The 26,679-nt window shown below is 27.9% G+C and carries 13 protein-coding genes; 10 read left to right on the top strand and 3 right to left on the bottom strand.

Annotation, left to right across the window (positions count from 1 at the left end; genetic code table 11):
• Window positions 1–1,418 precede the first annotated feature (1,418 nt).
• The 9 genes from lolA to kdsB all read left to right on the top strand — a co-directional run bounded on the left by lolA (window position 1,419) and on the right by kdsB (window position 17,477).
• A complete protein-coding gene (lolA, locus tag FVIR_RS02135) occupies window positions 1,419–2,036 on the top strand; it encodes an outer membrane lipoprotein chaperone LolA (protein ID WP_067498385.1) in 618 nt (205 codons plus the stop codon).
• Between the two features lie 586 nt (window positions 2,037–2,622).
• Window positions 2,623–3,915: a serine--tRNA ligase gene (serS, locus tag FVIR_RS02130; protein WP_067498383.1), complete on the top strand. Its 1,293-nt coding sequence runs from the start codon at window positions 2,623–2,625 to the stop codon at window positions 3,913–3,915.
• Window positions 3,916–6,960: 3,045 nt separating this feature from the next.
• The gene (serC, locus tag FVIR_RS02125) at window positions 6,961–8,046 is read left to right on the top strand and encodes a 3-phosphoserine/phosphohydroxythreonine transaminase (protein WP_067498382.1); all 1,086 of its coding nucleotides are present in this window, start codon (window positions 6,961–6,963) and stop codon (window positions 8,044–8,046) included.
• 1,128 nt (window positions 8,047–9,174) lie between these two features.
• Entirely contained in the window at window positions 9,175–9,858 is a 684-nt protein-coding gene (cmk, locus tag FVIR_RS02120; RefSeq protein ID WP_067498379.1) for a (d)CMP kinase, read from the top strand.
• A gap of 115 nt (window positions 9,859–9,973) precedes the next feature.
• Window positions 9,974–11,650 (top strand): 30S ribosomal protein S1, encoded by a 1,677-nt coding sequence (rpsA, locus tag FVIR_RS02115; protein WP_067498376.1) that lies wholly within the window; start codon window positions 9,974–9,976, stop codon window positions 11,648–11,650.
• A 65-nt stretch (window positions 11,651–11,715) separates the two neighbouring features.
• Window positions 11,716–12,000, top strand: a complete 285-nt coding sequence (ihfB, locus tag FVIR_RS02110; protein ID WP_067498373.1) for an integration host factor subunit beta — start codon at window positions 11,716–11,718, stop codon at window positions 11,998–12,000.
• A 1,555-nt stretch (window positions 12,001–13,555) separates the two neighbouring features.
• Window positions 13,556–15,304 carry a lipid A ABC transporter ATP-binding protein/permease MsbA gene (gene msbA / locus FVIR_RS02105; protein ID WP_067498371.1) on the top strand — a complete coding sequence of 583 codons (1,749 nt, stop codon included), beginning with the start codon at window positions 13,556–13,558 and terminating at the stop codon, window positions 15,302–15,304.
• The gene (gene lpxK, locus FVIR_RS02100) at window positions 15,301–16,323 is read left to right on the top strand and encodes a tetraacyldisaccharide 4'-kinase (RefSeq protein ID WP_067498369.1); all 1,023 of its coding nucleotides are present in this window, start codon (window positions 15,301–15,303) and stop codon (window positions 16,321–16,323) included. Before msbA ends, lpxK begins: the two co-directional genes overlap by 4 nt.
• Before the next feature lie 395 nt (window positions 16,324–16,718).
• Complete coding sequence (kdsB, locus tag FVIR_RS02095; protein WP_067498365.1) at window positions 16,719–17,477, top strand: 3-deoxy-manno-octulosonate cytidylyltransferase; 759 nt, start codon at window positions 16,719–16,721, stop codon at window positions 17,475–17,477.
• A gap of 1,077 nt (window positions 17,478–18,554) precedes the next feature.
• Here kdsB and FVIR_RS02090 read toward each other — a convergent pair.
• Complete coding sequence (locus FVIR_RS02090; protein ID WP_067498363.1) at window positions 18,555–19,268, bottom strand: Bax inhibitor-1/YccA family protein; 714 nt, start codon at window positions 19,266–19,268, stop codon at window positions 18,555–18,557.
• A 647-nt stretch (window positions 19,269–19,915) separates the two neighbouring features.
• Window positions 19,916–20,683 carry a 2,3-diphosphoglycerate-dependent phosphoglycerate mutase gene (gene gpmA / locus FVIR_RS02085; RefSeq protein WP_067498361.1) on the bottom strand — a complete coding sequence of 256 codons (768 nt, stop codon included), beginning with the start codon at window positions 20,681–20,683 and terminating at the stop codon, window positions 19,916–19,918.
• A 1,878-nt stretch (window positions 20,684–22,561) separates the two neighbouring features.
• Between gpmA and pgl the strand changes: the two genes are divergently transcribed.
• Complete coding sequence (gene pgl, locus FVIR_RS02080; protein WP_067498358.1) at window positions 22,562–23,554, top strand: 6-phosphogluconolactonase; 993 nt, start codon at window positions 22,562–22,564, stop codon at window positions 23,552–23,554.
• A 1,267-nt stretch (window positions 23,555–24,821) separates the two neighbouring features.
• On the opposite strand, the gene FVIR_RS02075 is transcribed toward pgl, so the two are convergent.
• Window positions 24,822–25,556, bottom strand: a complete 735-nt coding sequence (locus tag FVIR_RS02075) for a 1-acylglycerol-3-phosphate O-acyltransferase (RefSeq protein WP_067498355.1) — start codon at window positions 25,554–25,556, stop codon at window positions 24,822–24,824.
• Between the last annotated feature and the right edge of the window lie 1,123 nt (window positions 25,557–26,679).

Below are 26,679 nucleotides of genomic sequence, written 5' to 3'. Positions count from 1 at the left end.
TATTACTTAATTTAAATTAGATTTAGAATCTAGCATAAAATCCATATGAATCTTCAGAATATCCTTTGATCTATTATACTCGATATCTGCGATCACAATAATAAGCTATAAAGGTTATGTTTATAAAATTTAGTATTAGTTTTTAGTTAACTAATAAGTAACTTTAAATAATTTATTTATATAAAACAGTAATTATACCAATTATTATAACATTAGATAAAATCTAATAAATATGCTTAATAATAATATTATCTAGTTTATGATTACTAATCTTAGTAGAATACTAGCACTCACTAGTGAATTAGATAATCAAGTTTTTAATATTTACAGGAATAAATACCATAATTTTAGCATTTTAATTAATAAAAATATAGAATTATCAGTATATAAATATATTTCTTATGTGTTGATATAAGTAATTACCGATATAAAGATAGAAAACACTAATGCATCAATTTAGTATGTGAATTAAATTGTTAAAATTTATAGAATAATATTAATATTTAACATCTATAATTTAAAACAGATCAAAGAAAATATATTACATAAATAAAAATTATAGAATGATTTTTGATAAAGCTATTCTGAAAAATTATGACATAAAGAAAACATAGCCGATACTGAAATGGCTCTGTATTGTAGGGATAACAGATAAGCTTTCTAGTCTAATGATTTTAATTTGTAAGAAAAAGAGTTGTTTATTCGCTTATCACACATTATTTGCTTTCAATATTTACCTTATAATTGAGACGTAGTAGTCGTTGTTTACTAATTATTACTAATATTATATAATACTGATATCTCTACAGATATCACCTTTGTTTCTTCTAGTAAAAATCGATTTTCAAGCTATTTTATATAGTATTATTAATGAATCTCTTTCGATAAAGAGATGCGTTTTATTTAAGATATAACTCTTCACTATCAGCAGATATTTATGCTGAATTTATATGCGACAAAAAACATATATAACAGTTAGCAACTGGAAGACACGAAGTTAGATAAAATATATCAATAATGTTACCAAAACTGATAATGAGAACAACGACAAGCTTGTATTCTGGACGAATAAACGTAGATTCTCTTTTCGATTGAGTTGTAATTTTTTATAAACAAGCATTGTACATAGATATTTAGCACCAAACATCAGCTTTCCATCGGTTATAATCTATCCATTTTATCATTGAGAAAATAAAATTATAAGATACTAGAAATTTTTGAATCACGATAATAATAGAATTATAATTTTATATCGTTATAGAAATAAAATATCTCATTAAGTAAAAGCGTAAATATTCGTAAACTTGAACGTTTTATATATAATTTTTATAACATTTACATATCTTCCAATATAGTTAATTCTGTTACAAATTTCGAGTGAAAGAGTAAAAACTCGATCTCTTAAGGAAGACTAAATAATGAAAAAATGGTTAATTACAGCTTGTTTAATAGCTATAACTACTTTACCAGTATCCTCGACATTTGCTGATGATGCTAATATATTGAAAAATAGACTGAACAAAATTAACAATTTCCATGCTATCTTTGATCAGAAAGTAATTGATTCAGAAGGTAGAACGATACAGGAAGGCAAAGGTGAATTTTGGATAAAACGACCAAATCTATTCAATTGTCATATGACCTCGCCAGATGAAATCATGCTAATATCTGATGGAAAAACGCTTTGGTTTTATAATGCTTTTATTGAACAAGCGACTGCTAACTGGCTAAAAAATGAAACTGGTAACACACCGTTTATATTCATAATCCGAAATAATCCTGCTGATTGGAAACAGTATAATATCAAACATCATGGCAATAATTTTTTGATAGTTCCTAAAGATAATAAAAACAATCTAAAGCAGTTTACAATTAATATCACTGCTAACGGTGCTATTACTAGTTTTGCTACTTTAGAAAAAAATGGGCAATATAGCTCCTATAAATTAAAAAGACAGAACAACACTCTTATACAAGATTCTAAATTTCATTTTATATTACCAAAAGGCGTAATATTAGATGATCAACGTCAGTAAGATATAAGATAACTATACGTATTAGTATGTCTATCTTTTCTGGAATATAATATAACTACTAAAAATTTATTATTTAAGAGGTATATTAGTCATAGTTATCAATACATATTAATATTGACTTCTTTAAGCAAGATCTATTTATTAAATAACTTAAAAACTTTAGACTATCCTATTATGGTTAGAGTTAAATATAATAGGATATTTCAACATAGATATAATAGAAATATTGTATTATAGATAAAAATTTAATCAGCTTCTCTTGATTAATATAAAAGATAATATATATCAAATATTTTGATAATTTAGAGATAACATCGAATATAGCGAAACTAAACTAAAGAGCCAATAAGTTTTAATAACATACGCGCTTATAAATAAATAAGTTGCGATTATAATGCATGCTTTAATAGAAAAAATTTAATAATTTTAATGCCAGTTGTGAGTTTTTCTATAAAAGTTAATATATATTACTATTATTTTATTCCGAATGTGGCGAGATCAAAGGGTAAAAATTGATGATATTATCTTTATCTAGGGGTACAATATCATTTTGATAAATATCAAATAATCATAGTATAGGACTAGTATGCTTGATCCTTATCTACTACGTAACGAACTCGACGTAGTCGCTGAAAAATTAGCTCGAAGAAAATTTAAACTAGATGTGACGACATTACGACAATGGGAGGAGCGGCGAAAAGTACTTCAGATAGAAACTGAGAAGCTACAAACTGAAAGAAATGCTCGCTCTAGAGCAATCTACGCTGCGAAATCCCGTGGCGAAGACATTGAGGCAGTACGCCAGGAGGTTAATCAGTTAAGCAGACGTTTAAGTGCTACCAAAAATAACCTAGATTCCTTGAAAAACGAAATTCGAGACTATTCGCTTTCATTACCTAATATTCCCGATGATGACGTACCGAATGGACAAGATGAAAATGACAATCGGGAAGTATTTCGCTGGGGTAAACCGCAGAAATACGATTTTTCTGTTCGTGATCATGTAGAATTAGGTGAAATTGCAAATGGACTCGATTTTTCTGCTGCGGTTAAGTTGACCGGTACACGTTTTGTAGTAATGCGTGGCATCATAGCACGCTTACATCGTGCATTAACTCAGTTCATGCTAGATTTACATACTGAACAGCATGGATATGTAGAATATTATCTACCTTATCTAGTCAATCATGCTTCGTTGTATGCTACGGGGCAATTACCAAAATTTGCTAAAGATCTATTTCATACTCAACCTCTGAGTAAAAAAGTAGATACTAGTACTTATGCATTGATCCCTACCGCAGAAGTACCGCTAACTAACTTAATACGTGATAAAATTATCGATGAAGATGTTCTATCGTTAAAGATGGTTGCTCACACGCCATGTTTTCGATCTGAAGCTGGTTCTTATGGACAAGATACGCGTGGACTTATTCGTTTGCATCAATTCGATAAAGTGGAAATCATGCAAGTAGTAAAACCGACGCAGTCGATGCAAGCACTAGAAGAAATGACAGGTCATGCTGAAAAAGTACTGCAATTATTACAATTGCCATATCGAAAAATGTTGCTATGTACCGGCGATATAGGTTTTACATCCTGTAAAACCTATGATTTAGAAGTATGGTTGCCAGCGCAAAATACCTATCGTGAAATTTCGTCATGCTCTAATATTGGTGATTTCCAAGCGCGTCGAATGCAGACACGTTACCGAAGCCGAATGAATAAAAAACTGCAGCTAGTACACACATTAAATTGTTCTGGTCTAGCAGTTAGCCGTACGCTAGTAGCGATTTTAGAAAATCATCAACTTATTGATGGACGAATTGCTATACCAGCAGTACTACAGCCTTATATGAAGGGTCTGACTCATATAGGTTAAATAGTTATAAGCATACTCTATAATATCAAATATTTAGAATTAACTTATTATTATATATTTTTAGAGATAAAGTTAATTATTTTTTGCGCTGTATTGATATATCACATTAGATGTTGTTTTGTTTAACGATAGTGTTTCAGTTATAAATTTATAGAATATAAGAAATCTAGTTAACTACTGTATCTATTTTATGTTACGGTAAATACTTACTATGTTCATTTGTATTAATTTAATAAGATTAAGTTAGTTTTATATGAGATCGGTCCTATTTGCATAGGATGATTTTAATTTTTATAAAAACAATATCTTAAGTTTATTATAAGATTAATTTGTAGAATTTTTTATTATAAATAAAATGCTTATAAATTAATTAATTTCTATCTATATAGATGCGATAATATCATTAGTATTATTTAGTAATACTAATGCTAGATCAGATTAGTAGAACACTACGATATTGACTATTTAAAGCAGTACTAAATAGAGTTATTTTAGCCAATAAGTTTTTGCTAGATTATCTAGTTATCTTTATAATGACTTTTAATAATAGTAGAAGATATCTTTCTAGCTAAAGAATATACTTAATAATTAAACTACAGAACAATTTTAATAAAAAGGTAGAAAATCCCCGAGTATATTGCTGATCTTAAGTATGTTCCATTATTTTCTTCTGGTCTTTTATAATAGGAAAATGTTAATATTTAGATATGCTAGATTTATAATCTCATTTTTTACTGTACTAATTATCTCATTAAGAAAAATTTTAATTTAATTTAATGCAGAGTACGAGTAAATGTTAAATACTATTATTTATTAACGAAAATTAGTACTTGAGTTAATCTTATAGCTAATCTGAGATCATAAATATTTAAACTTAAAATTTATTAGCATTTATGCATTTTGGTGTCAGAAAAGATATAATATATTTATATATAGTACAATTTTAATTGTATCAATAATAGCATTGAGTTATTTCATTGTAAAAATAAAATCTTCTATATTTTAGTAGGTATCGCTGCTAAAGTAAAAATATCGGCAGTAATATATTTTTACTAATATAAGATATGTGATCATGTTATTACATTATTTATTAGCGATTTAAATCTAACTAGCATTTAAAGTCGACACTATAATAGAAGCTTTTTGTTAGAAATAATAATTTTTATGCATCTCTATTTTGCTTATTACTTTAGTAATAAATTCGTTATTATTTATTAGATTTACACTTAAATCTAAATAGCAAATTGATTTAATCATTATTCAGTATGTTACTAATTTTTACAACAGACCATATTATAGGTGATTATGAGGATTAATTATATCAGTATAACTTTACGATTTGATATTATGCTATAATGACGATTAGTAATAAATAAAACATTATTATCGTATAGGATTAATAGCTATATTGATATAATATAAATTATTTTATTATAGTGATATGATCTTTAATCAGGTAAAGTTATATAAATGAATATATATTCTAAGATGGAATTATAATTAATTAATTATATATATCTATTATAAGTTTTTATCTCAGGTTAACTTATATTTTAACTGTTGTTATAAATAATATTATCGGAAAAATATAATAAACTTTGTTATAGTAATAATTTTATATATTTAGACTTCAGTGTATATGGACTTAAAAAATTAAAATTATTTCATTATTTGCTATATCAGCCAATAGTTATATTTAAAAAATAATAATTCTTTATCAACTATACTGTTTAAAAAACTGTATTTATTTTAAAAAAATATTTAAGTCTTTCTTCGAAAGAAGATCAATTTTTTAAATTATGCTAAATATATATTTATATATCAAATAAAATAGAAATAGATTATAAAAAATTATCGTTTCACTATTTTCACTACTTTAAGATCTGATAGTAATTAGATAAATACATGTAAACTGTATTTTGCTTGATAATTTTTAAGTTTAAAACTGAAGTCAGAAAATATCTTAGTGATATTTGGTAAAAATTTATTTAATTTAGCTTACTATATAGTACTAATTAGAAATATATTTGTATAAATATATGAATAGTATTATGCAAATACTTTGATATTTTAGTTCTATTTTTCAGAGATCAGGTTGGATAAATTAATCCTTAATAAAATAAAGTTATTAATATCGTACAATGATCTTCTATGTTTAAAGTAGTTTTCTTAACGAGCTTATAATTACAAAAGGTTTTAGTGTGAATAAACTTAAATTTTTTATGATGAACTTCTTTGTAAGTTTGGTAATAATAAATTCTGTTCTATCATTATACTGAAATATATATTAGAACTAAAAAATCTGCTATTTTTAAGTTTAAAAGAACAATAAAAAAGAAACTGAAACTATATATCTACTGAAGCGCTATAAAAAATAAATAGCTTTTTATTTTAGGAACTTTTATGATTATAAAAATACTAATTTAGTTAGCTAAAACTACTTGACAAATAATGAGTAAATTAATAAATTCAGTAAAAATATAATTTTAATATAGTAATTATATATTCTATATATAGAAGACGAATTTTTCTAATACTATTATTCGCTGGTATGCTATTAAATATAAGTTATTAAAATATTTATTAATATACATAAATTTTGCATAAAATATTATGAAATTTAATTAAATTAGATTTCATAATATTTTTATTTTAAAATACATACAGATAATTATCAATAATTATCTGTAATAGAATCTCAAATCAGTTAGAATATAAAATAACTACTTATTTAATCATGAAAAACCATTTTCACCTGTCCGCTCGTGAATATTATTCACTAAAATAAAATTCTGCGAAAGGTAATTAGTGAAGAAGTATTTAAATATCTATAATCTATAAAAGATATGATTATACTTTGTAAGTAGTAATTTTACTATTAATAAACATAACTAATAATTTCAGTCTCAGATATATATCAAGTAAATATAAGTAATGATTTTTAGTTAAAATATTTACTTCTAAGAAGTGTAGAATACTGATCTGTATTTAAAATTGGTCTATGATTTTTAGTAATTTTATTAATAAATCGTAGCGAGGAAAGAAATGAATAAAGTATTTAATTTTAGCTCTGGACCAGCAATGCTACCAGTTTCAGTTATGAATCAAGTAAAACAAGAATTATGTAATTGGCATGGTCTTGGTACATCAATTATGGAAATAAGCCATCGTAGCAAAGAATTTATCGAAGTTGCTCAATCTTCTGAGAAGGATCTGCGCGAACTTTTAACGATTCCAGAAAATTATAAAGTCTTATTTTGTCAAGGTGGAGGACGTGCACAATTTGCTGCATTTCCGATGAATTTATTAGGAGAAAGCACTAGTGCTGATTATATCGACAGTGGCTATTGGGCACGTAGTGCTATAGAAGAATCAAAAAAATATTGTGATCCACATATAATTAATGTTATTACCGAAATAAATGGCCTACGTGCTATTAAACCGATGCGAGACTGGAACTTATCTAAAAACAGCGCTTATGTACATTATTGCCCTAACGAAACTATTGATGGTTTAGCTATTTATGAACTACCGGATTTTGGCGATAAGGTAGTAGTAGCTGATTTTTCTTCTGCAATTTTGTCTTATCCGATAGATATTAATTGTTTTGGAGTAATTTACGCTGGAGTTCAAAAAAATATTGGACCAGCCGGGTTAACACTAGTTATCGTACGAGAAGATTTGCTAGGTCGAGCAAGAAAAATACTACCATCTATTCTAGATTATCGTATATTAGCTGAAAATAATTCTATGTTTAATACGCCACCGACATTTGCTTGGTATTTATCGGGGCTTGTATTTAAATGGTTAAAATCTCAAGGTGGGTTGAAGGAAATAGATAAACGCAATCAAGCTAAAGCATCGTTATTATATAATGTTATTAATAACAGTGATTTTTATCATAATACTGTTGCACCAACCAATTATTCACGAATGAATGTTCCGTTTCGATTAGCAAATAGTAAACTTAATGCACTGTTTTTGAAAGAATCTTTTACTGCTGGTCTGCATGCATTAAAGGGGCATCGAACAGTAGGTGGCATGCGTGCATCGCTATATAATGCTATGCCGATAGAAGGAGTGCAAGCTTTGGTAGATTTTATGATCAGTTTTTCCCATCGTTATGGATAACACTTATCTATTTTATCTAATTTAAGTAACAATGACTGTTCGTTTATTTGTTTTTTTAATAAAATATTATAAAGCGTGGATTACAACTTGATTAGTTTAATCAACGTTTCGAGCTTAGTGCAGTTCTTTTTTTTTTTGCAAAAGTTCTTAGTTAGAGTTATCAAGTATCTGTTAAGATATTATCTTAATGTAAATCTGTTTTTAGTGTTAGTCGTTCTTTTTGTTGAATAAATTAAATAAATATTATAAATATAGGATATATTCTTTATAAGAATTTTATCATCCATTTTAGCAACAATGTACTAATTATAAAATGACATATAAAAGAAGATCTCATATATTATTGAAATAATGGTAAAACAAATTACCTTAAACTCAAGAGTTATTTATTTTCGTTTTGTTAAACTAGATATTAAAGTAATAATACTGTTATTAACAGTAAATTTTAATCTAATGCTTGCTGTTATCTTAATAAGAATACTTGTTTTACAGAATAAGTGTATCCGAATAAAGATAATAATATTATCCTAATATTATATTAATAATACTTTAGTATTAATAAAAATCCTTAGTATTAAAGTATCGTAATTATTATTTTATTAACAAAGCTAGCTGTATATCGGCTATTGTATTGCTTGCTATAGTTTAAAAAGGTAATATTCATTTTTCTCTATTCAATAACATGAATATGACAATTGTATTAAAAGCAGTTAAACGTCAATAAATTCTATTTATATGAATAGAATTTATATCTTAGATACGGTAATAGTTATTACAACTGTAATATTATTTTCCAGTAATAGTATAATCGTATTATTAGTAATAGAGTTTTTATATTACGAATATTATCAACGAATCAAATAACTTAAGGGTAGTACCTATTAAACTTATCAAAGTAAACAAAATTGTAACAGAGGGTATTCCAGTTATATTTCCTGAAAAATTAATAATTGTCTTAATTGATATTTAACGACGAATATAGTGTTTAAGAATATTAGAATCTTTCATTCAGCACTACTATAATTGTAGTAATAGTAATTTTTATGTTTAATAAAGAGCATAATATAACAAAATAAAGCCTGAGGCCTAGTTCAGGTTTTTCTTTTATTTCTCTTAAAGGGAAAAATAATGACAATTATAATCCCGGTAATTACTGTCGATGGACCAAGTGGTGCAGGAAAAGGAACACTTTGTAAAGCATTAGCAGAAACTTTACAGTGGCATCTATTAGATTCCGGTGCAATTTACCGAGTATTAGCACTAGCTGCCCTGCAGTATCAAGTATCTTTTGATAACGAAGAAATGTTAGTATTACTTGCTACTCATCTTAATATTCGTTTTAAGATTAAACAAAAGCAATTAAGTGTAATATTGGAAGGAGAAGATGTTAGTCGTACTATTCGAAATGAAGCTATTGGCAATACAGCATCACAAATCGCTACATTTTCACGCGTACGTGAAACGCTATTGCAACGCCAACGTGCATTTCGAGTCGAACCTGGTCTTATTGCTGATGGCCGTGATATGGGTACTGTTGTTTTTCCTGATGCATCAGTGAAAATATTTCTTGATGCATCGTCGAATGAAAGAGCGTATCGTCGTATGCTACAGTTGAAAGAAAAAGGCTTTAGTGTTAATTTTAAACATCTTTTATCTGAGATAAAAGAACGAGACGATCGCGATCGAAATCGTACAGTAGCACCACTAATACCGGCAGCTGATGCATTGGTACTTGATTTTACTAGATCAAGCATTGATGAAGTAATAGTAAAAACATTAGCTCATGCTAAACAGATTCTAGCACTATCGTAACGATGCAGCTACTATACTATCTTATATCGAAAAATGATAGTAGAGAATGTAAAGCAACCCCATCTAGTGAGATGCTGGATGGATATTAATTAAAAAAACCTGAAGATTATCAAATATGATAGAATCTTTTGCTCAACTCTTTAAAGAATCTTTGAAAGAAATTGAAACTCGTCCAGGCTCTATTATTCGTGGTACCGTTGTGTCTATCGCAAAAGATATTGTTCTGGTTGATGCTGGCTTAAAATCTGAATCTGCTATTCCTATTGAACAATTTCGAAATACTCAGGGTAAATTAGAAATCGAAGTAGGTGATCAGATTGATGTCGCATTGGATGCAATCGAAGACGGTTTTGGTGAAACACTTCTTTCTCGTGATAAAGCTAAGCGTCACGAAACATGGCTAATATTAGAAAAAGCCCATGAAGAAGCAGTTACTGTTATTGGTGTAATTAATGGAAAAGTCAAAGGTGGTTTCACTGTTGAACTAAATGGTATTCGTGCATTTTTACCAGGCTCTTTAGTCGACGTACGTCCAGTTCGAGATACTTTTCATCTGGAAGGTAAAGAACTTGAATTTAAAGTAATCAAATTAGATCAAAAACGCAATAATGTTGTAGTTTCACGTCGTGCTGTTATCGAATCCGAAAATAGCGCTGAACGCGATCAGTTATTAGAAAACTTACAGGAAGGTACAAAAGTTAAAGGTACTGTAAAGAATCTTACTGACTATGGTGCTTTTATTGATCTTGGAGGTGTTGATGGTTTATTACACATCACTGATATGGCTTGGAAACGAGTTAAACATCCAAGCGAAATTATAAATGTTGGTGATGAGATCACTGTTAAAGTATTAAAATTCGATCGCGAACGTATCCGTGTTTCTCTTGGCCTAAAACAACTTGGAGAAGATCCGTGGATTGCTATTTCTCAGCGTTATCCGGAAGGTACTCTGTTAAGTGGTTATGTAACCAACTTAACTGATTACGGCTGTTTCGTTGAAATTGAAGCAGGTGTTGAAGGTCTAGTACATGTTTCAGAAATGGATTGGACTAATAAAAATATTCATCCTTCTAAAGTAGTTAATGTAAGTGATATTGTAGAAGTGATGGTTCTGGATATTGACGAAGAACGTCGTCGTATCTCTTTAGGTTTAAAGCAATGCAAAACTAATCCATGGAAACAATTTTCAGAAACCTATAACAAAGGCGATCGTGTTAAAGGTAAAATTAAATCAATAACCGACTTTGGAATCTTTATTGGATTAGATGGAGGAATAGACGGACTAGTCCATTTATCCGATATTTCTTGGAATATAGCTGGCGAAGAAGCTGTACGTGAATATAAAAAGGGTGATGAAATTATAGCTGTTGTTCTGCAGGTTGATGCAGAGCGTGAGCGAATTTCACTTGGCGTAAAGCAATTAATTGAAGATCCGCTTAATAGCTATCTGTCTTTAAATAAAAAAGGAACTATTGTTACTGGTAAAATTATATCAGTTGATTCTAAAGGTGCTATAGTTAAATTATCAGACGGTGTTGAAGGTTACCTAAACACTTCTGAATCTTCATATAATCATACTAAAGATACTACGACTATACTGAATATTGGTGATAATGTAGAGGTAAAATTTAGTGGTATTGATCGCAAGAATCGTGTTGTTAACCTAATTTTTTATGCAAAAGGTGAAGCAAATAATAAAGAAAATATTAGTATTATAAACAAAAAACAAGAAGAAAATAACTTTTCAAATACAATGGCTGAAGCCTTTAAAGCAGCGACTAAAAACGAATAATAACAACAAATGGGAAGAAGTGAGTTCTTTCTAGTTTCAGAAAATAGCGCACACTTGGAGAAATTATGACCAAGTCAGAACTTATCAAAAAAATAGCTACTCATTGCGTTCATATCAGGTTAAAAGTAATTAATAGTGCAGTTCAAGAAATTCTTGAGCACATGGCACTAACATTAACCAGTGGTGAACGTATTGAAATTCGCGGTTTCGGTAGTTTTTCTACTCACTATCGTGCTCCACGTATCGGTCGAAATCCGAAAACTGGTGATATAGTGAAACTTGAAGGAAGATATGTTCTGCACTTTAAACCAGGTAGGGAACTACGAAATCGTGCTAATATAAATAATTAACTGTTATATTTCAAAAAACGATAATATCGTAAACTTAAAGATCTTTTATAACGCTTTTATTTTAATTGTAAAATTAAAATTAATAATTAATAGGAGAAATTTAGTGAAATTAATACTTTATTAAAATGTTAAATACTTAAAAATTTAACTTTTTCTAATTTTTATTATCGAAGAGATGAATAAATATTATAAATCAAAAACTAAGATATAGTTTTTGATTTATAATATTCTTAATAAAATTTATAAATGAAAGTATTTAAAATAATAAAATTATTACAATTAATTGCTCAATAAAACATTAAGACATTATTTTATTTAAATACTAGATTAAATTATTTTTATTAATAAGTTTAAATTTTATAAATATAAAATATAACTAAAGCAAAATAATACATATTAATAATATATCTAAATTTGATAGTTGTGTGATAGATTAATTCTACAGTAGAAATTATCAACTCCTTAATATCCTGTAAAGGATAAATATTAATATATTTGACATAACTTTGATATTAAAGAAGCGCAGCTTTTCGTTAAAAAAATAAATAAGAAATACACTAGTTATTTCTATGTATTATAGAATTCGTATAAAATAATATATCATAAATAATACTTTTGACTATTTCTTTAACTAAAAAATATTAGGATTAAGATAATAACAAAAAATTTTAGATAAGACAATGATATTGATAACGTATATTACTCTAATAATAAGCTTCATCTTCTTAAGAAAAAGAATAAGGCTAAATATTTTTCTATAAAATTACTTTTCTCCTCTGCTACTTTCTATTAGTATTTGCTATCGGTGTTTTGCTATTAAAGCTCTACTTTTTATTTTAAACAAATTACCTCTCTACTGCTACTTACCTGTAAAACTGATAATTTTTATAATATAATGATGTTCTGTCTTTAAGTAAATTTACTATTATTTTAAGTAGTACTAAAAATAGTATACTAATATATAATATAATACTTAGATTAATAATACAGATACTATAAAAGGTAGTAATCTTACCTTTTTCTAATCTAGAATTATTTAAATCAGATCTATAGGATCTGATCGAAAATTTAAGTAGTATTCAATAAATTTGATTAGTATTTTATTAGCATAATTTATATTTTTAATTATGAAAATATTAGATTTATACTTAATAAAGTAATAGTTATGCTTTTAAGGTATTTTAATTATTAATATTAATTGAGAATATTAGAGAATTTAAAATTCCAGAAATAATAATTTTCTATATTCTAATAAGAAAAAATACGATCATCGTAGTTAGTATAATATTAGAACAGAAAAACATCCTATATCAGCATATTTTGAAAAATTTATCTTAAATTAGTATTAGATTAGACAAGTTATGTATTTTCTTCCATTCTGCCAATGAATACAGTGGTAAGAGTTACCACTGTATTCATTGGCGTTATACAGCGGTCAACTTAATTATACGTTTTTTATTATAGTAGCTTTCAATATTTTTATCTATTGTGATTTGGCGTAGCCACATTAAATAGGTAGAATAAGTAATTATTTAGTCTCGTCACTGGTAAATAAATGCTAAACGATAAAAATATCTCAACTTGGCAGACTTTCTGTCGCCTCTGGCCTATGATATCATCTTTTAAGATAGGTTTGATCATCGCAGTGATTTCCCTGATACTAAATTCTGCCAGCGATACTTTTATGTTATCGTTGCTTCAACCATTATTAGATAACGGCTTTGGAAAGGCTAATAGTAACATTTTTGTCTGGATGCCATTTCTTATAGTCGGTCTAATGATATTACGCGGTGTTAGTGGTTTTATTTCTAGCTATTGTATATCCTGGGTTTCCGGTAAAGTAGTAATGAATATGCGTCGTCGGTTATTCAATCACATGATGGATATGCCTGTATCTTTTTTCGACCAGCAATCTACCAGTACATTACTTTCTCGCATTACTTATGATTCCGAGCAGGTGGCTTCTTCGTCTTCTGGTGCTTTGATTACCGTTATTCGTGAAGGAGCATCGATTATCGGATTATTTGCAATGATGTTCTATTATAGCTGGCAACTATCGATCATTCTAATGGTAATTGCACCGATTGTATCATTTTCTATCCGGCAAATATCAAAACGATTCCGACAAATTAGTAAAAGAATGCAAAATACCATGGGACAAGTAACTACTAGCGCCGAGCAGATGCTTAAAGGACATAAAGAAGTGCTAATCTTCGGTGGTCAGAAGATGGAGAACGAGCGTTTTAATAGTGTTAGTAACCAAATGCGCCAACAAGGAATGAAAATGGTAGCTGCTTCTTCGGTCTCTGATCCATTAATCCAATTTATTGCATCACTTGCACTAGCCTTTATTCTGTACGCTGCCAGTTTGCCCTCAGTAATGGAAACATTAACTGCTGGTACTATCACAGTAGTTTTTTCGTCAATGATTGCCATGATACGTCCGCTAAAATCCCTGACTGACGTTAATGCGAAATTTCAACGTGGTATGGCAGCTTGTCAGACTTTATTTTCTATTCTTGATATGGAAACTGAAAAAGATAAAGGTACGGTGGAAATTGAACGTGTTAAAGGAGATATTGTTTTTAACCACGTCACTTTTTCTTACCCAGGCAAAGAGATACCTTCATTATACGATATTAGTTTGAATATTCCTGCAGGCCATATGGTAGCGTTAGTAGGTCGATCTGGTTCTGGAAAATCTACTATTGCTAATCTATTAACACGTTTTTATGATGTTCAGCATGGTCATATCTTACTTGATGGTACTGATTTACGTGATTATAAACTAGCTTCATTACGCAATCAGGTTGCACTAGTTTCACAAAACGTACATTTTTTTAATGATACTATTGCTAATAATATTGCTTATGCCTGTAATGAAAGCTATTCTCGTGAACAGATCGAAAATGCGGCGCGTATGGGTTACGCTATGGATTTTATCGAAAAAATGGATCAAGGTTTAGATACAGTAATTGGCGAAAATGGTGTATTGCTCTCTGGTGGTCAGAGACAACGCATTGGTATCGCGCGTGCGTTATTAAGAAATTGCCCAATCCTAATTCTCGATGAAGCTACATCCGCACTCGATACTGAATCAGAGCGAGCAATTCAGAAAGCGCTAGATACACTTCAAAAAAACCGGACTTCTCTGTTTATCACTCATCGTCTATCTACTATTGAAAAAGCTGATGAAATTTTGGTAGTAGAAGAAGGAAAGATCGTTGAACGCGGTGTTCACGATGAACTAATATCACATCATGGTGTTTACGCTCAGCTTCATAGGTTACAATTCGGACAATGATAACTAGAATTTGGTCTGGTACCTCGCGTCTATATTTTCTTCTATTACCGTTCTCTTTGATATATGGGTTGATTACATCGATTATTCGCTTTAGTTATCGACGGGGTTGGTTTAAAGTACATCGTTTTCCATTACCGATTGTAGTAATTGGTAATTTGACAGTTGGTGGTAATGGTAAAACACCATTAGTGCTATGGCTAGTAACACAATTACAGCATCATGGTTTTCGAGTAGGTGTTGTATCACGCGGCTACGGTGGACGAGCAGTAAACTATCCCCTTTTATTAGACGAAAAAACGACCAGTGATCAATCCGGGGATGAGCCATTACTTATTTGGCAACGCCTCGGTTCACCAGTTGCAGTAGCACCTCAACGCGCCAAAGCAGTAGCAGCACTATTGCACGCACATAACTTAGACATAGTGGTAAGCGATGATGGATTACAGCATTACGCGTTGGGACGGGATATTGAATGGGTTGTCATTGACGGAGAATATCGTTTTGGGAATGGATGGTGGTTACCTGCTGGTCCTATGCGTGAACGAATAAGTCGATTAAAGACAGTACAAGCTGTTATAATTAATGGCGGTGAAACTCAGTCTAATAGCGAGATATCTATGCATCTTTCTGCTGGAACAGCAATCAATTTATTAAGTGGTGAACGCCGTTCGCTCGTTAATCTAACACCTATAGTAGCAATAGCTGGCATTGGACATCCATTGCGTTTTTTTGTTACTATTCGAAAGAGTGGTGCAGAACCAATTCGTGAGGTAGCATTTAATGATCATCAAATCTACCAGAAACAGATGTTTGATAAACTAGTCTCATCAGAAGAGCAACTTTTAATGACAGAAAAAGATGCAGTTAAATGCCGAAATTTTGCTCGTGCTAATTGGTGGTATTTACCAGTTAATGCACAATTATCTCATTATGCGAAGGAAAAATTATTAACACCGATTTTACAGATAATTCGAAAATTTCAATTACTATCTGATAAGAAAGCGAATATACAAAATTAATACTGTTTATTATATTATTATTGGTTAACTTATTCGAGTATAAACTATAGAAAATAAATTGCTATGTTAATTCATGTTTGTTATTTTAATTTTCTTTAATTAGTATTTGATTGCTTATTAAATTTAATTGAAAATAAAGAAATGTTTTCTAGTAAAAATTCTCTATCCTATATTATCATATTGTTTTTTCGTTATTATCTTCTATATAAGCATACTAATAGATTATTACCTGTTAAAAATCAATACTTATTTAGTTTATTTTTTAACAAAATTTTAAGGAATATCAGACATTAGTATTAATTTTTAATGTACTTTTTTTTAATCTTTAAATCTTACATAATCTTATCCTATACTAATAAAAAGAGCGTATGCTATCTCTTTAAATGAGACTATTTATGAATTTTATTATTATTATTCCTGCCCGTTTTACTTCTACTCGACTACCTGGAAAACCTTTAGCCGATCTAAATGGTAAACCAATGATAGTTCGTGTTATGGAACGAATAAAGACTTCTGGAGCCGATCGGATTATTGTTGCGACCGATCATAAAAAAGTAGTTGAAGCGGTAGAACGAGCCGGTGGTGAAGTTTGTATGACTCGTCCTGATCATCAATCTGGAACCGAACGGATAAAAGAAGTTATTGATCGCTACTGTTTCCATGATGATCAAATTATCGTTAATGTTCAGGGTGATGAACCATTTATACCACCGCAAATTATTTGTCAAGTTGCAAATAATCTAGTGGGAGAAAAAACTAGCATAGCTACGCTAGCAACATCTATTAAAACCGTAGAAGAAGGATTCAATCCAAATATAGTAAAAGTTGTCATTGATATGAACGGTTATGCACTTTATTTTTCTCGCGCAACTATCCCGTGGGATCGAGAAGGGTTTGCTCGAAGCCAAAAACATCTCTCTCATATTTTGCTACGCCATATCGGTATTTATGCTTATCGTGCTGATTTTATACGTCGCTATGTTAGCTGGACTCCTAGTCCATTAGAAGAAATTGAGATTCTTGAACAACTTCGAGTTTTATGGTACGGCGAAAAAATTCATGTTGCAGTAGTGAATATTTTACCTAACATTAGTGGTGTAGATACACCGGAAGAATTAGCGCAGGCTCGCTTGCTACAACAAGAATTAGATTAACACTACCGTGGTATCTTATATACTAATTATTTAAGATTCTGCTCTAGTAAAGTACTATATATGCTAATATTAAATAATATACCTTATTACTAATAATAATTAGTAATTTAATTAAATAGTAAACTACTAATTATAACTTAATTTTCCGATACTAGAATTAAATAAAATCCGTAAGATATAAAAGTTAGTTAATATTAACTAGTCTAAGTTTAATAACGTTTTTTCGATTTTTATACAATTTAAACAGAAAAATACTAATCGATGTATTGATAAATACAAATAGTAATAAATCTAATAAAAATAGATATAAAATAATAATTTTTTCAGTATAAATTATATGGAAATATATTAAATTGAAAGTAAAAAATTAATTAAAAATCAATTACGCGAAATTCGAATATAGAATTATTATTATAATAATATAAACGATAAATTTATATATGATGTTGATATCATATATAAAAAGGTTATTTGGATAGCATTATAGTAGGATATTTAAATATTAAGAATATTCAAATATTATTGAAATTTTTCTAAGTAGCTATTATATATGTTACTATCAACAGTATTGATGAATAGTATATTTTTCCGTAAATATAACATAGTTTTAATGGTAGCTCAATCATATGATTGATTTATAAAATTCTTCATAATAAGAAGAAATATAACATAATATAAATTTATTATTATATTACTAATGTTTATAACACAAACAATAGAAAATACAGAAAAATATAACTTTGTTGAAAAACGATATCGATATCTTGTTCGAAACGTAGTAAAGAATCAAACTTACCTACGTTATTAAGTTATTATAACAGCTAGTTAATCAATATTGTTACTCAAAAATTCTCTTATTAGCTTAGTTATATATCAAATCTTTAATTTAGATCAATGTCTTATGTTATAATAAATAATTATAACCTTATCTAAGAAAAATAATTAAAAATATTTTTCATCGGAAAAGTTGATGCGTGGTATAAATACTCAAACGACATCGACAGACAAATAATAATTTAATGTGATACGTTAGGTAATAATAAAGGAAAAAATGCCTAACGTATCATCAATTCTATCTTAACGTCGTTTTCCAAAAATGCGAAGAAAAATTAAAAATAGATTAATAAAGTCTAAATACAAGCTTAATGCACCAACAATAGAATATTTTCTAAACTGATCCTTATTTTCCAGTAACAATAATTGATCGCTCATTTTTTTTAATTTATTGGTATCATAAGCGGTCAAACCAGTAAATACCAATACACTAATATAGGTTACTATCCACATCAAATTAGTATTTTGCAAGTAAGTATTTACAATTGATGCTAATATAATACCAATAAGCGCCATAAATAAAAGATTGCTAAAACTGCTTAAATCTCGTTTAACAGCATAACCATAGAGTGTCATAGCGCCGAACATACCAGAGGTTACAAAAAACGTACTAGCGATAGAAGATGCAGTATAGACAATAAAGATACTCGCAAGTGTTAATCCAGTTAATGCTGAATAAAGCATAAAAAATGATGTCGCCATTATACCATTAATTTGGTTAATCATATTTGAGATAAAAAACACCAGCGCCACTTGAGTAATAATTAAACTAAAAAATATTAATTGACTAGAAAGAATAAATTGCAGCAATACTAACGTTCGGACAGCGTACCAGGATACGAAGGCAGTTAGTAATAACCCACAAGTCATCCAACCATAGACCTGTATCATAAATGGCTGAATAGTACTATTAGTACGTTCTATAATAGAATTTTGTGAGTAAGGGAAACGATCCATGACTATCACCTTTAAGTTAGCAAAATAATACAAACGGCACACGGGCGAAATATTTTATACCACATCAACAAACTATCTTAATGAACTATATTATAATTGTACGAAAAAATATATAGCTTTTCCTAAGCTCTTCCTATTATTAGCTTAATCTATTTCACTAATAGTGTAGCTTTTTACTAACATGTAGGTACACTTTATCGTTAACGTGTATATTAAATCAGATGATTAATATAGCCATAGAGTTACGTTTTGATAAAAATCTAATATTTCAAATATTTAAAATATTTATTATCAAATATTCACTATACGGTTAACAATGCCTGAGTAAAAATCTAATCGAAATAAATTAAAATTTGACTAATAAAAGATTACCATAATTTAACTAAGAAGATAGTAACATACATGTTAACACGCTATGTTTTTTAATTAGAAATGATCTATCAATAAAAGCTATTTTACTATCAATACAAGTATCTCTCAACGAAAACACTACTATTTCAACAGAAAAAATAAAAATATCAGGTATTTTTTAATCTAAAATCTTAAAAGAGGCTAAGTGAATAAAATATAACCTATTAATTAGTCGCTATTTTATTAGTTATCTATTTACTATGACATATAACAGTATGGCATTATTATTTAAGCTTTCATGAAACAAATTTGTTATTTGCTTTACCTTGATTTTCGACTTCGGAAATTTTGTAAGCGATCTCATCAACCTCGCCGAGATAGTAATGTTTAATTGGTTTTATATTACTATCAAATTCATATACTAACGGCATTCCTGTCGGAATATTCAGTTCTAAAATTTCTTCTTCGTTTAGGTTGTCCAGGAATTTTAACATAGCGCGAATAGAATTACCGTGGGCAATAACAATAATTCGCTCACCATTCTTCATACGAGGAAGAATGGTTTTGTTCCAGTAGAAAATTACACGTTCAGCAGTTAATGCTAAGCTTTCGGTTTTCGGTAGCTCGGCTTCATTTAGATTAGCGTACCGTGGATCATGTCCTGGAAAGCGTTTATCTTCACGAGTAAGTTCTGGCGGTGTATTTACGAAACCACGACGCCATTGTTTTACTTGTGCATCACCGTATTTTTTTGCGGTTTCGGTTTTATTAAGCCCTTGAAGTTTACCGTAATGACGTTCATTTAAACGCCAGGATTTTTCTACCGGCAACCAGGCTTGATCTAGTTCTTCTAGGACATTCCAAAGAGTATAAATAGCTCGTTTCAGTACTGAGGTATAGGCAAAATCAAAAGTATAGCCTTTTTCTTTTAGAATTTTACCTGCTTTTTTTGCTTCGGTGCGACCCTTGTCAGAAAGGTCCACATCAGTCCAGCCAGTAAAACGATTTTCATTGTTCCATTGACTTTCACCATGACGCATAACAACTAGTTTAGTTACATCCACTATGTAATTCCTCAAAATCTTAAGAGTTTTATAAAATTTTATATTGTTATAGTATTTTTATACCAAACAAAAAATATTAATAATAAGCTATGGGAATGAATTTGATATAAATTATTTAAAATACTTTAAATCAGTAATAATTTTTTAAATTGTAATCATTTAATAATTGAATTAATTAGTTTGATTTAACTCAATTTAAATAGTTATAAGCATTCAATAGAAAAATATTTTTTATAATTAGCCTGCTATAGTTCTTTAATATTCGAAGTTTTATTATATCTTTATCTTTTTTAATAAAACTTTCCTTTAATAAATTTATAAATATAAACTACTGTTTATAAATTTATTTTTTTCAGTACTATGCATTAATCGCTATTAGATATACTTGATATAGTTATTATAAATTTTCATATCCGTCTAACAGTATAGCAGTAGAAAATAACATTTGCATGCAATATTTTAATTTATAGAGTAAGAAAAATAGTGTTAATAAAAAATTACTACAACAAGTCATTTCAACGATTAGTGAATTTTTTAGCATCGATTTAATATCGATGCTAGCTTCATTATAAAAATCGGCAAGTAATAAACAAGATATTTTAGTAGTGATAAGATTTTTAAGAAAATAGCGGATTAATGATAAGTTACTACTAGATAATAGTAGATATTATATTCTATTTTAAAAATTATTTATTAATGTTAAAACAACATAATTATCTATAATAATATTATATCTTTAACTTTATTATTAAAGATAGTATCCGTATTTAATTTACTATTTCATTAATATATATCTTTTATTCTACTTATGCCAGATATTAATTACTGTTTTTATTACTAGTAGTAGTTAAATCGATGTTTAATATAATCCAAAAACTAGATAACTCAGCTTAAAATATAAGCGCTTTATCTAAGATAAGATAGATATATTTTCACTACATCTATTATCAGTATATTAAACAATTACTATCTTCTAATTAAGACATAAGTACTTAACCGTTTAATTGCTACATTTAATGTAACTTAAAGTATTATATAACGTATTTTCTACTTTTTCACGAGAAAATAATTAATCTTAAAGAAGATCTAAGTTATTTTATTGAAACTAATATATCCTTTATTATATTAAGCTGAAATTAATAAACGATTTTTGGTTAAAAAAATAAATTATATATCTTTCGTGCGATTTTTTAAATAAAAACGTAAAATTACTATAAATAAGTTATCTAATTAGATTACTATATAACAATAGTATCAGTTCAATTTATAGAAAAATGATTAATGCAGATAAATATCATGCAATACTATTGATTGATATTATTTTTAATTTTATATAGCATTAATAATAAGGATAGCTACATAAGATTTTCTTTTAATTTTATTTTAATGATTAATAAAAGATTTTTATCGAAAATGGTTTTAGATAAATAGTATCTGAAACTATCTAGCATTTATATCGTTTTTTTATTATAAAGTCGAAAATATTTAATCTGTACAAATAGTAAATTATTTTCGAATTAAGAGTATTGATATGATTGATATGATATATTATTATTAATAATTAATTAGTTTTAAAATTTTAGTATAGCGAGTATTTTAGTTTTATATTAGTTAAAAAATTCATATTTATTGAAATAAGTCATAATAGATATTATATTTTTACAGAATATTTCCAATATAGATTTTAGTATCTGGCAGAATTAATGAACAATAATTTTTATAACATCTTCAAAAATAAGCTATATAATAGCATATATTTTAGTAAATTAGTGATAATATTGTTCAGATCTAGAACAATTAATAAATAATCTATCGATTATTTATTAGATAATATCTCTATCATTCTTCAATACAATATTAATTAATATAAGGGAATTTGTGAAGCAAATCATCTATATTGCAAGTTCAGAGAGTCAGCAGATACATGTCTGGAAAATAGACAATCAAGGTGTACTAACATTGTTACAGATAGTAGATACTCCAGGACAAGGGAATCCGATGGTTATTAACCTAAGAAAAATGTATCTCTATATTGGTATCAGGCCATCTTTTAGTGTAATCAGTTATAAAATTAATCAACAAGGATTGTTAATTAAAGCTGGTATTAGCTCTTTACCAGGTAGTCCGACACAACTGAGTATTAATTCAAAAAGTGAAACGCTTTACAGCGTTTCTTATAATGGTGCTTGTTTAGCTGTCAGCCCAATAGATAAAAAAGGCATCATTGGAGAACCAATACAGATACTAGAAAATTTAACCTATTGTCACTCAGCTAATATTGACACAACAAATCAAGTACTTTGGGTACCTTGCTTAAAAGAAAACCGCATACGATTTTATAACATTAGCGAATCCGGTTATTTAACTTTAAGAAAACCAGAAGCATTAGATGTAGACGGTGCTGGACCGCGACATATGGTATTCCATTACAGCGGAAATTATGCTTATGTAATAAACGAGTTTAGTGGTACAGTCAATGTAATTGCTATAGATTCAGCAGGTTTTGGTAAGTTCATACTAGAAACATTAGATATGGTACCAACTAGTTTCAGCAATATCCGTTGGGCAGCAGATATCCATATTACACCCGACAACCGTTTACTCTATTGTTGTGATCGAATTGCCAGTATAATAAGTTGGTTCGCGGTATCTGAAAATGGCAGAGTTCTTCGTTTTTTAGGATATCAAGAAACTGAAACTCAACCACGTAGTTTTAATATTGATTTCTATGGAAAGTTTCTAATAGTTGCCGGTCAAAAGTCTCACCATATCACAGTTTATGTTATTAATGCACGATCTGGCGCATTAAAACCAATAGGACGTTACAAAGTAGGAAGAGGGCCAGTTTGGGTATCTATCCTAGCCTGTTAATGTTTTTTATTTTAATAGCATTTATAACCTATAGTCATAAATATTATTTTAGTTACTTTACTTCCATTTAACTCTAAGTCTTAATGTCAATTCAAGCATAAAATAAATCGCTGATATGTTTTACGTAGCAAACCTAAAAACTATCTCTTTTTTCTAAAAATTAAAGAAAAGAGCAAGATTATTTTCTATAAAAACTAAAAATTTAGTATTATGCTGTCTATGATATTTATATTTTAGTTCGAAAATAGTCTTGGATTAGCACGTTTTTATGTGTTCAGTTAGCTAGTAAACTAGATCAAGATTATTTTTACGTTTACTTTAAATAAGAAATAAATGTTTTATATATTAAAAATTAAATACATTATAAAATATAATTAAATTTCTATATTATTACTAATAAATGAATTGAGAATTAAATTTCTTATTTAAGTATCATTCTCAATAAGGAGAACTTTAATACTTATTATAAAATGACAAGGTTATTATGCACGTTTACTGCTTGATATAAATAAACAGTTATAAAATAATTCATTGATTATTTTATATTTTAGTATATTTTATATGTTATATATAGCGATTTAAATTCTATTTTCATATAGCTGTAAAATTTTTCTTTCCTAAAATATATAACTGATATCAAATTATGCTTGTATTTAAAATACATAATAATAAAGTCTACTCTTATTTTTTATGTAATTTGAGGTAATATTATTACTACTGATTAATAAATAACTCATAATATGATTTATCATTTCGTCACATAAACCAAGTGCATCGGTTATTTCTAAGCTCTATAAAAATATCTTAACAATTTTTCGAATTATAAAATCGATCTATCTAATATATTTACAATATATATTAATTATTTTAATAAATATTAGTTTTATCGATTATTAATCATTGACTATTAAATATAGAAAATTTTAAGTTAAACAACGTAAAAATTATATTTTTAAAAAAAAGATATATTAGAAACTTAAAATAAATAGCTTTTATGAATATTATTAATATAATTCTATTATCTTAATAGACTGATATTGATTAGATATTATATTTGTTCTTTAATGTTTTAATAAAATCTAGTTAAGATTAAGATCTAAAAATTATTTATTTATCTAATAAGTAAAAATTTTATAAACTATATGTGTTTAAAAAAGCTATAGCATTACTGTTATGTCTCCAACAGATCTTTATAAGAGAGATACTTAATACAGCTCTACTATGAAATAGAATTCGATAGATATAATTGAAATTTTATATAATGTTTTTAAAGCTTAAAAGATTCTCGTCGAGATACTTCCGAATTAAGTTCATTGATCTTATTTTTCATTACCATATGACAGTATTTACTTAATGTACGAACTTGTTCAAAACTATAACCTGATGTCTCTATTGGAGGCAAAAACTCAATAATAACTAAACCATTTGACCAACGATTTAGTTTGATTTTATTCGAAGTATTAGAAATGCAAATCGGTACAATAGGAACACCAGCAGTAATAGCAGTATAAAATGCTCCAGTTTTAAATGGGAGTAAACCACGGCCGTAGCTACGAGTTCCTTCTGGAAACATCCAGATGGAAATATTCCTGTTTTGAATACTTTTTACGATCTCAGTAAGAGTGTTATAAGCACTAGCGTTGTTATTTCGATCAATAAAAAGATTGCCTGTAAGCCAGTACAGTTGTCCAAACAACGGTATCCATAGTAGACTTTTTTTTCCTACCGTAACAGTATATGGTGGAACTACATTAGTAGCAGTAACCATGTCGTAATTGTTCTGATGATTAGCGATATAAATACAATTTTTTGGCAAAATCACATTTTTAGAATAGCGGACTTCCACATGGATACCAAATATAGTCGACATACGACCAAACCAGCGACCAAAAGTAGCAACATGACGAGGATTACGTGGACTAAAAGAACAGTAAATTAATCCAAAAATACAGATCAATATTGACGCAATTATTACAAAGATAGCACGAATAATAGCAAGCATAGCGACCTCTTAGTCTTTAGTCGTCTATCAATATAGTTAATTTTTAACAAAATATATAGTTATCTTTTATTCGAATAGTAGTTAAAAACAAAAAACATCATTACATTTTAGCTATAAAAATAGCATAGTGTTAATAGAAGATATAACTTAGTAAGAGGATTTTTTCTTTTTTTTGCATTTTAATAAATAAATAGAGATAATTTTATTACTTTTACCTTTTAATAATCGTAATAAATTATTAATTGGAAATATTAAGATACTTAATAATAATGGTATAACATACAACATATTTGACAAGGTAAATACTACTTTTCTAGTATAATTGTATAATACAAAATTACTAAAAATTACATATAAATTCATAATCGAAATCTGAAGTAATTGGTAATTTTGCTGATGAGTATTTCCTTAACTGCTATATCTATTAGTAATATCAACTTATGAATCAACAATATATTATAAGCATATATCGAAAGAAGATTGGTTAATTCTAATATGTAGCTATGTCTAATAGAATTGATGAATAACAAAAACTGATTATTATTTCAGCATACTAATAAAAAATAGTTTTCATCATATTGATAATTTATTTTATCTCTTATCTTTGTTTGTTATTCTCGATTTTTTTCGTTCTAGAAGTAAACAGCGAGCATCACTATAAATAGTAGCATTTACTTCGATTTCTTTTTATAAGATTACTTAGTTTGTGTCATGAGGAGAGGATTGTCTATTTTATTTTTTCTAAAACTTATCCTGCTTATCGTATCATTTATTTCTTCTACTATAGAATAATACAGAAAAATTCTAGCTTAAGGATAAAATTAAAAATAATCTCAATTACTTTATTCAGGTTAAAATAATATAACAACAGATCAGTGAAGATACGAAGCTGACGAAAAACCTTTTTATAGTCGAAAATTTAAAATGATAGCAAACAGTATCATAGTAATAAATAAGCTACTCTGATAAGATTTTTTTAAAATTTCACTGAAAATCAATTATCTAGCATAATTATATTTATACTAACGTAGTAGTTATGTTTTAAATTAAAGTATTAAATAAATATTTTGTTATCTATTTTATTTAACACGATTAAAGCAAAGAATTATAACCAGATAAATCG

Source organism: Candidatus Gullanella endobia (genome assembly GCF_900048035.1).
GTDB classification, from domain to species: domain Bacteria; phylum Pseudomonadota; class Gammaproteobacteria; order Enterobacterales; family Enterobacteriaceae; genus Gullanella; species Gullanella endobia.
Note: the sequence above shows the minus strand (reverse complement) of the source record. Positions and strands in the feature narration are given on the sequence as shown.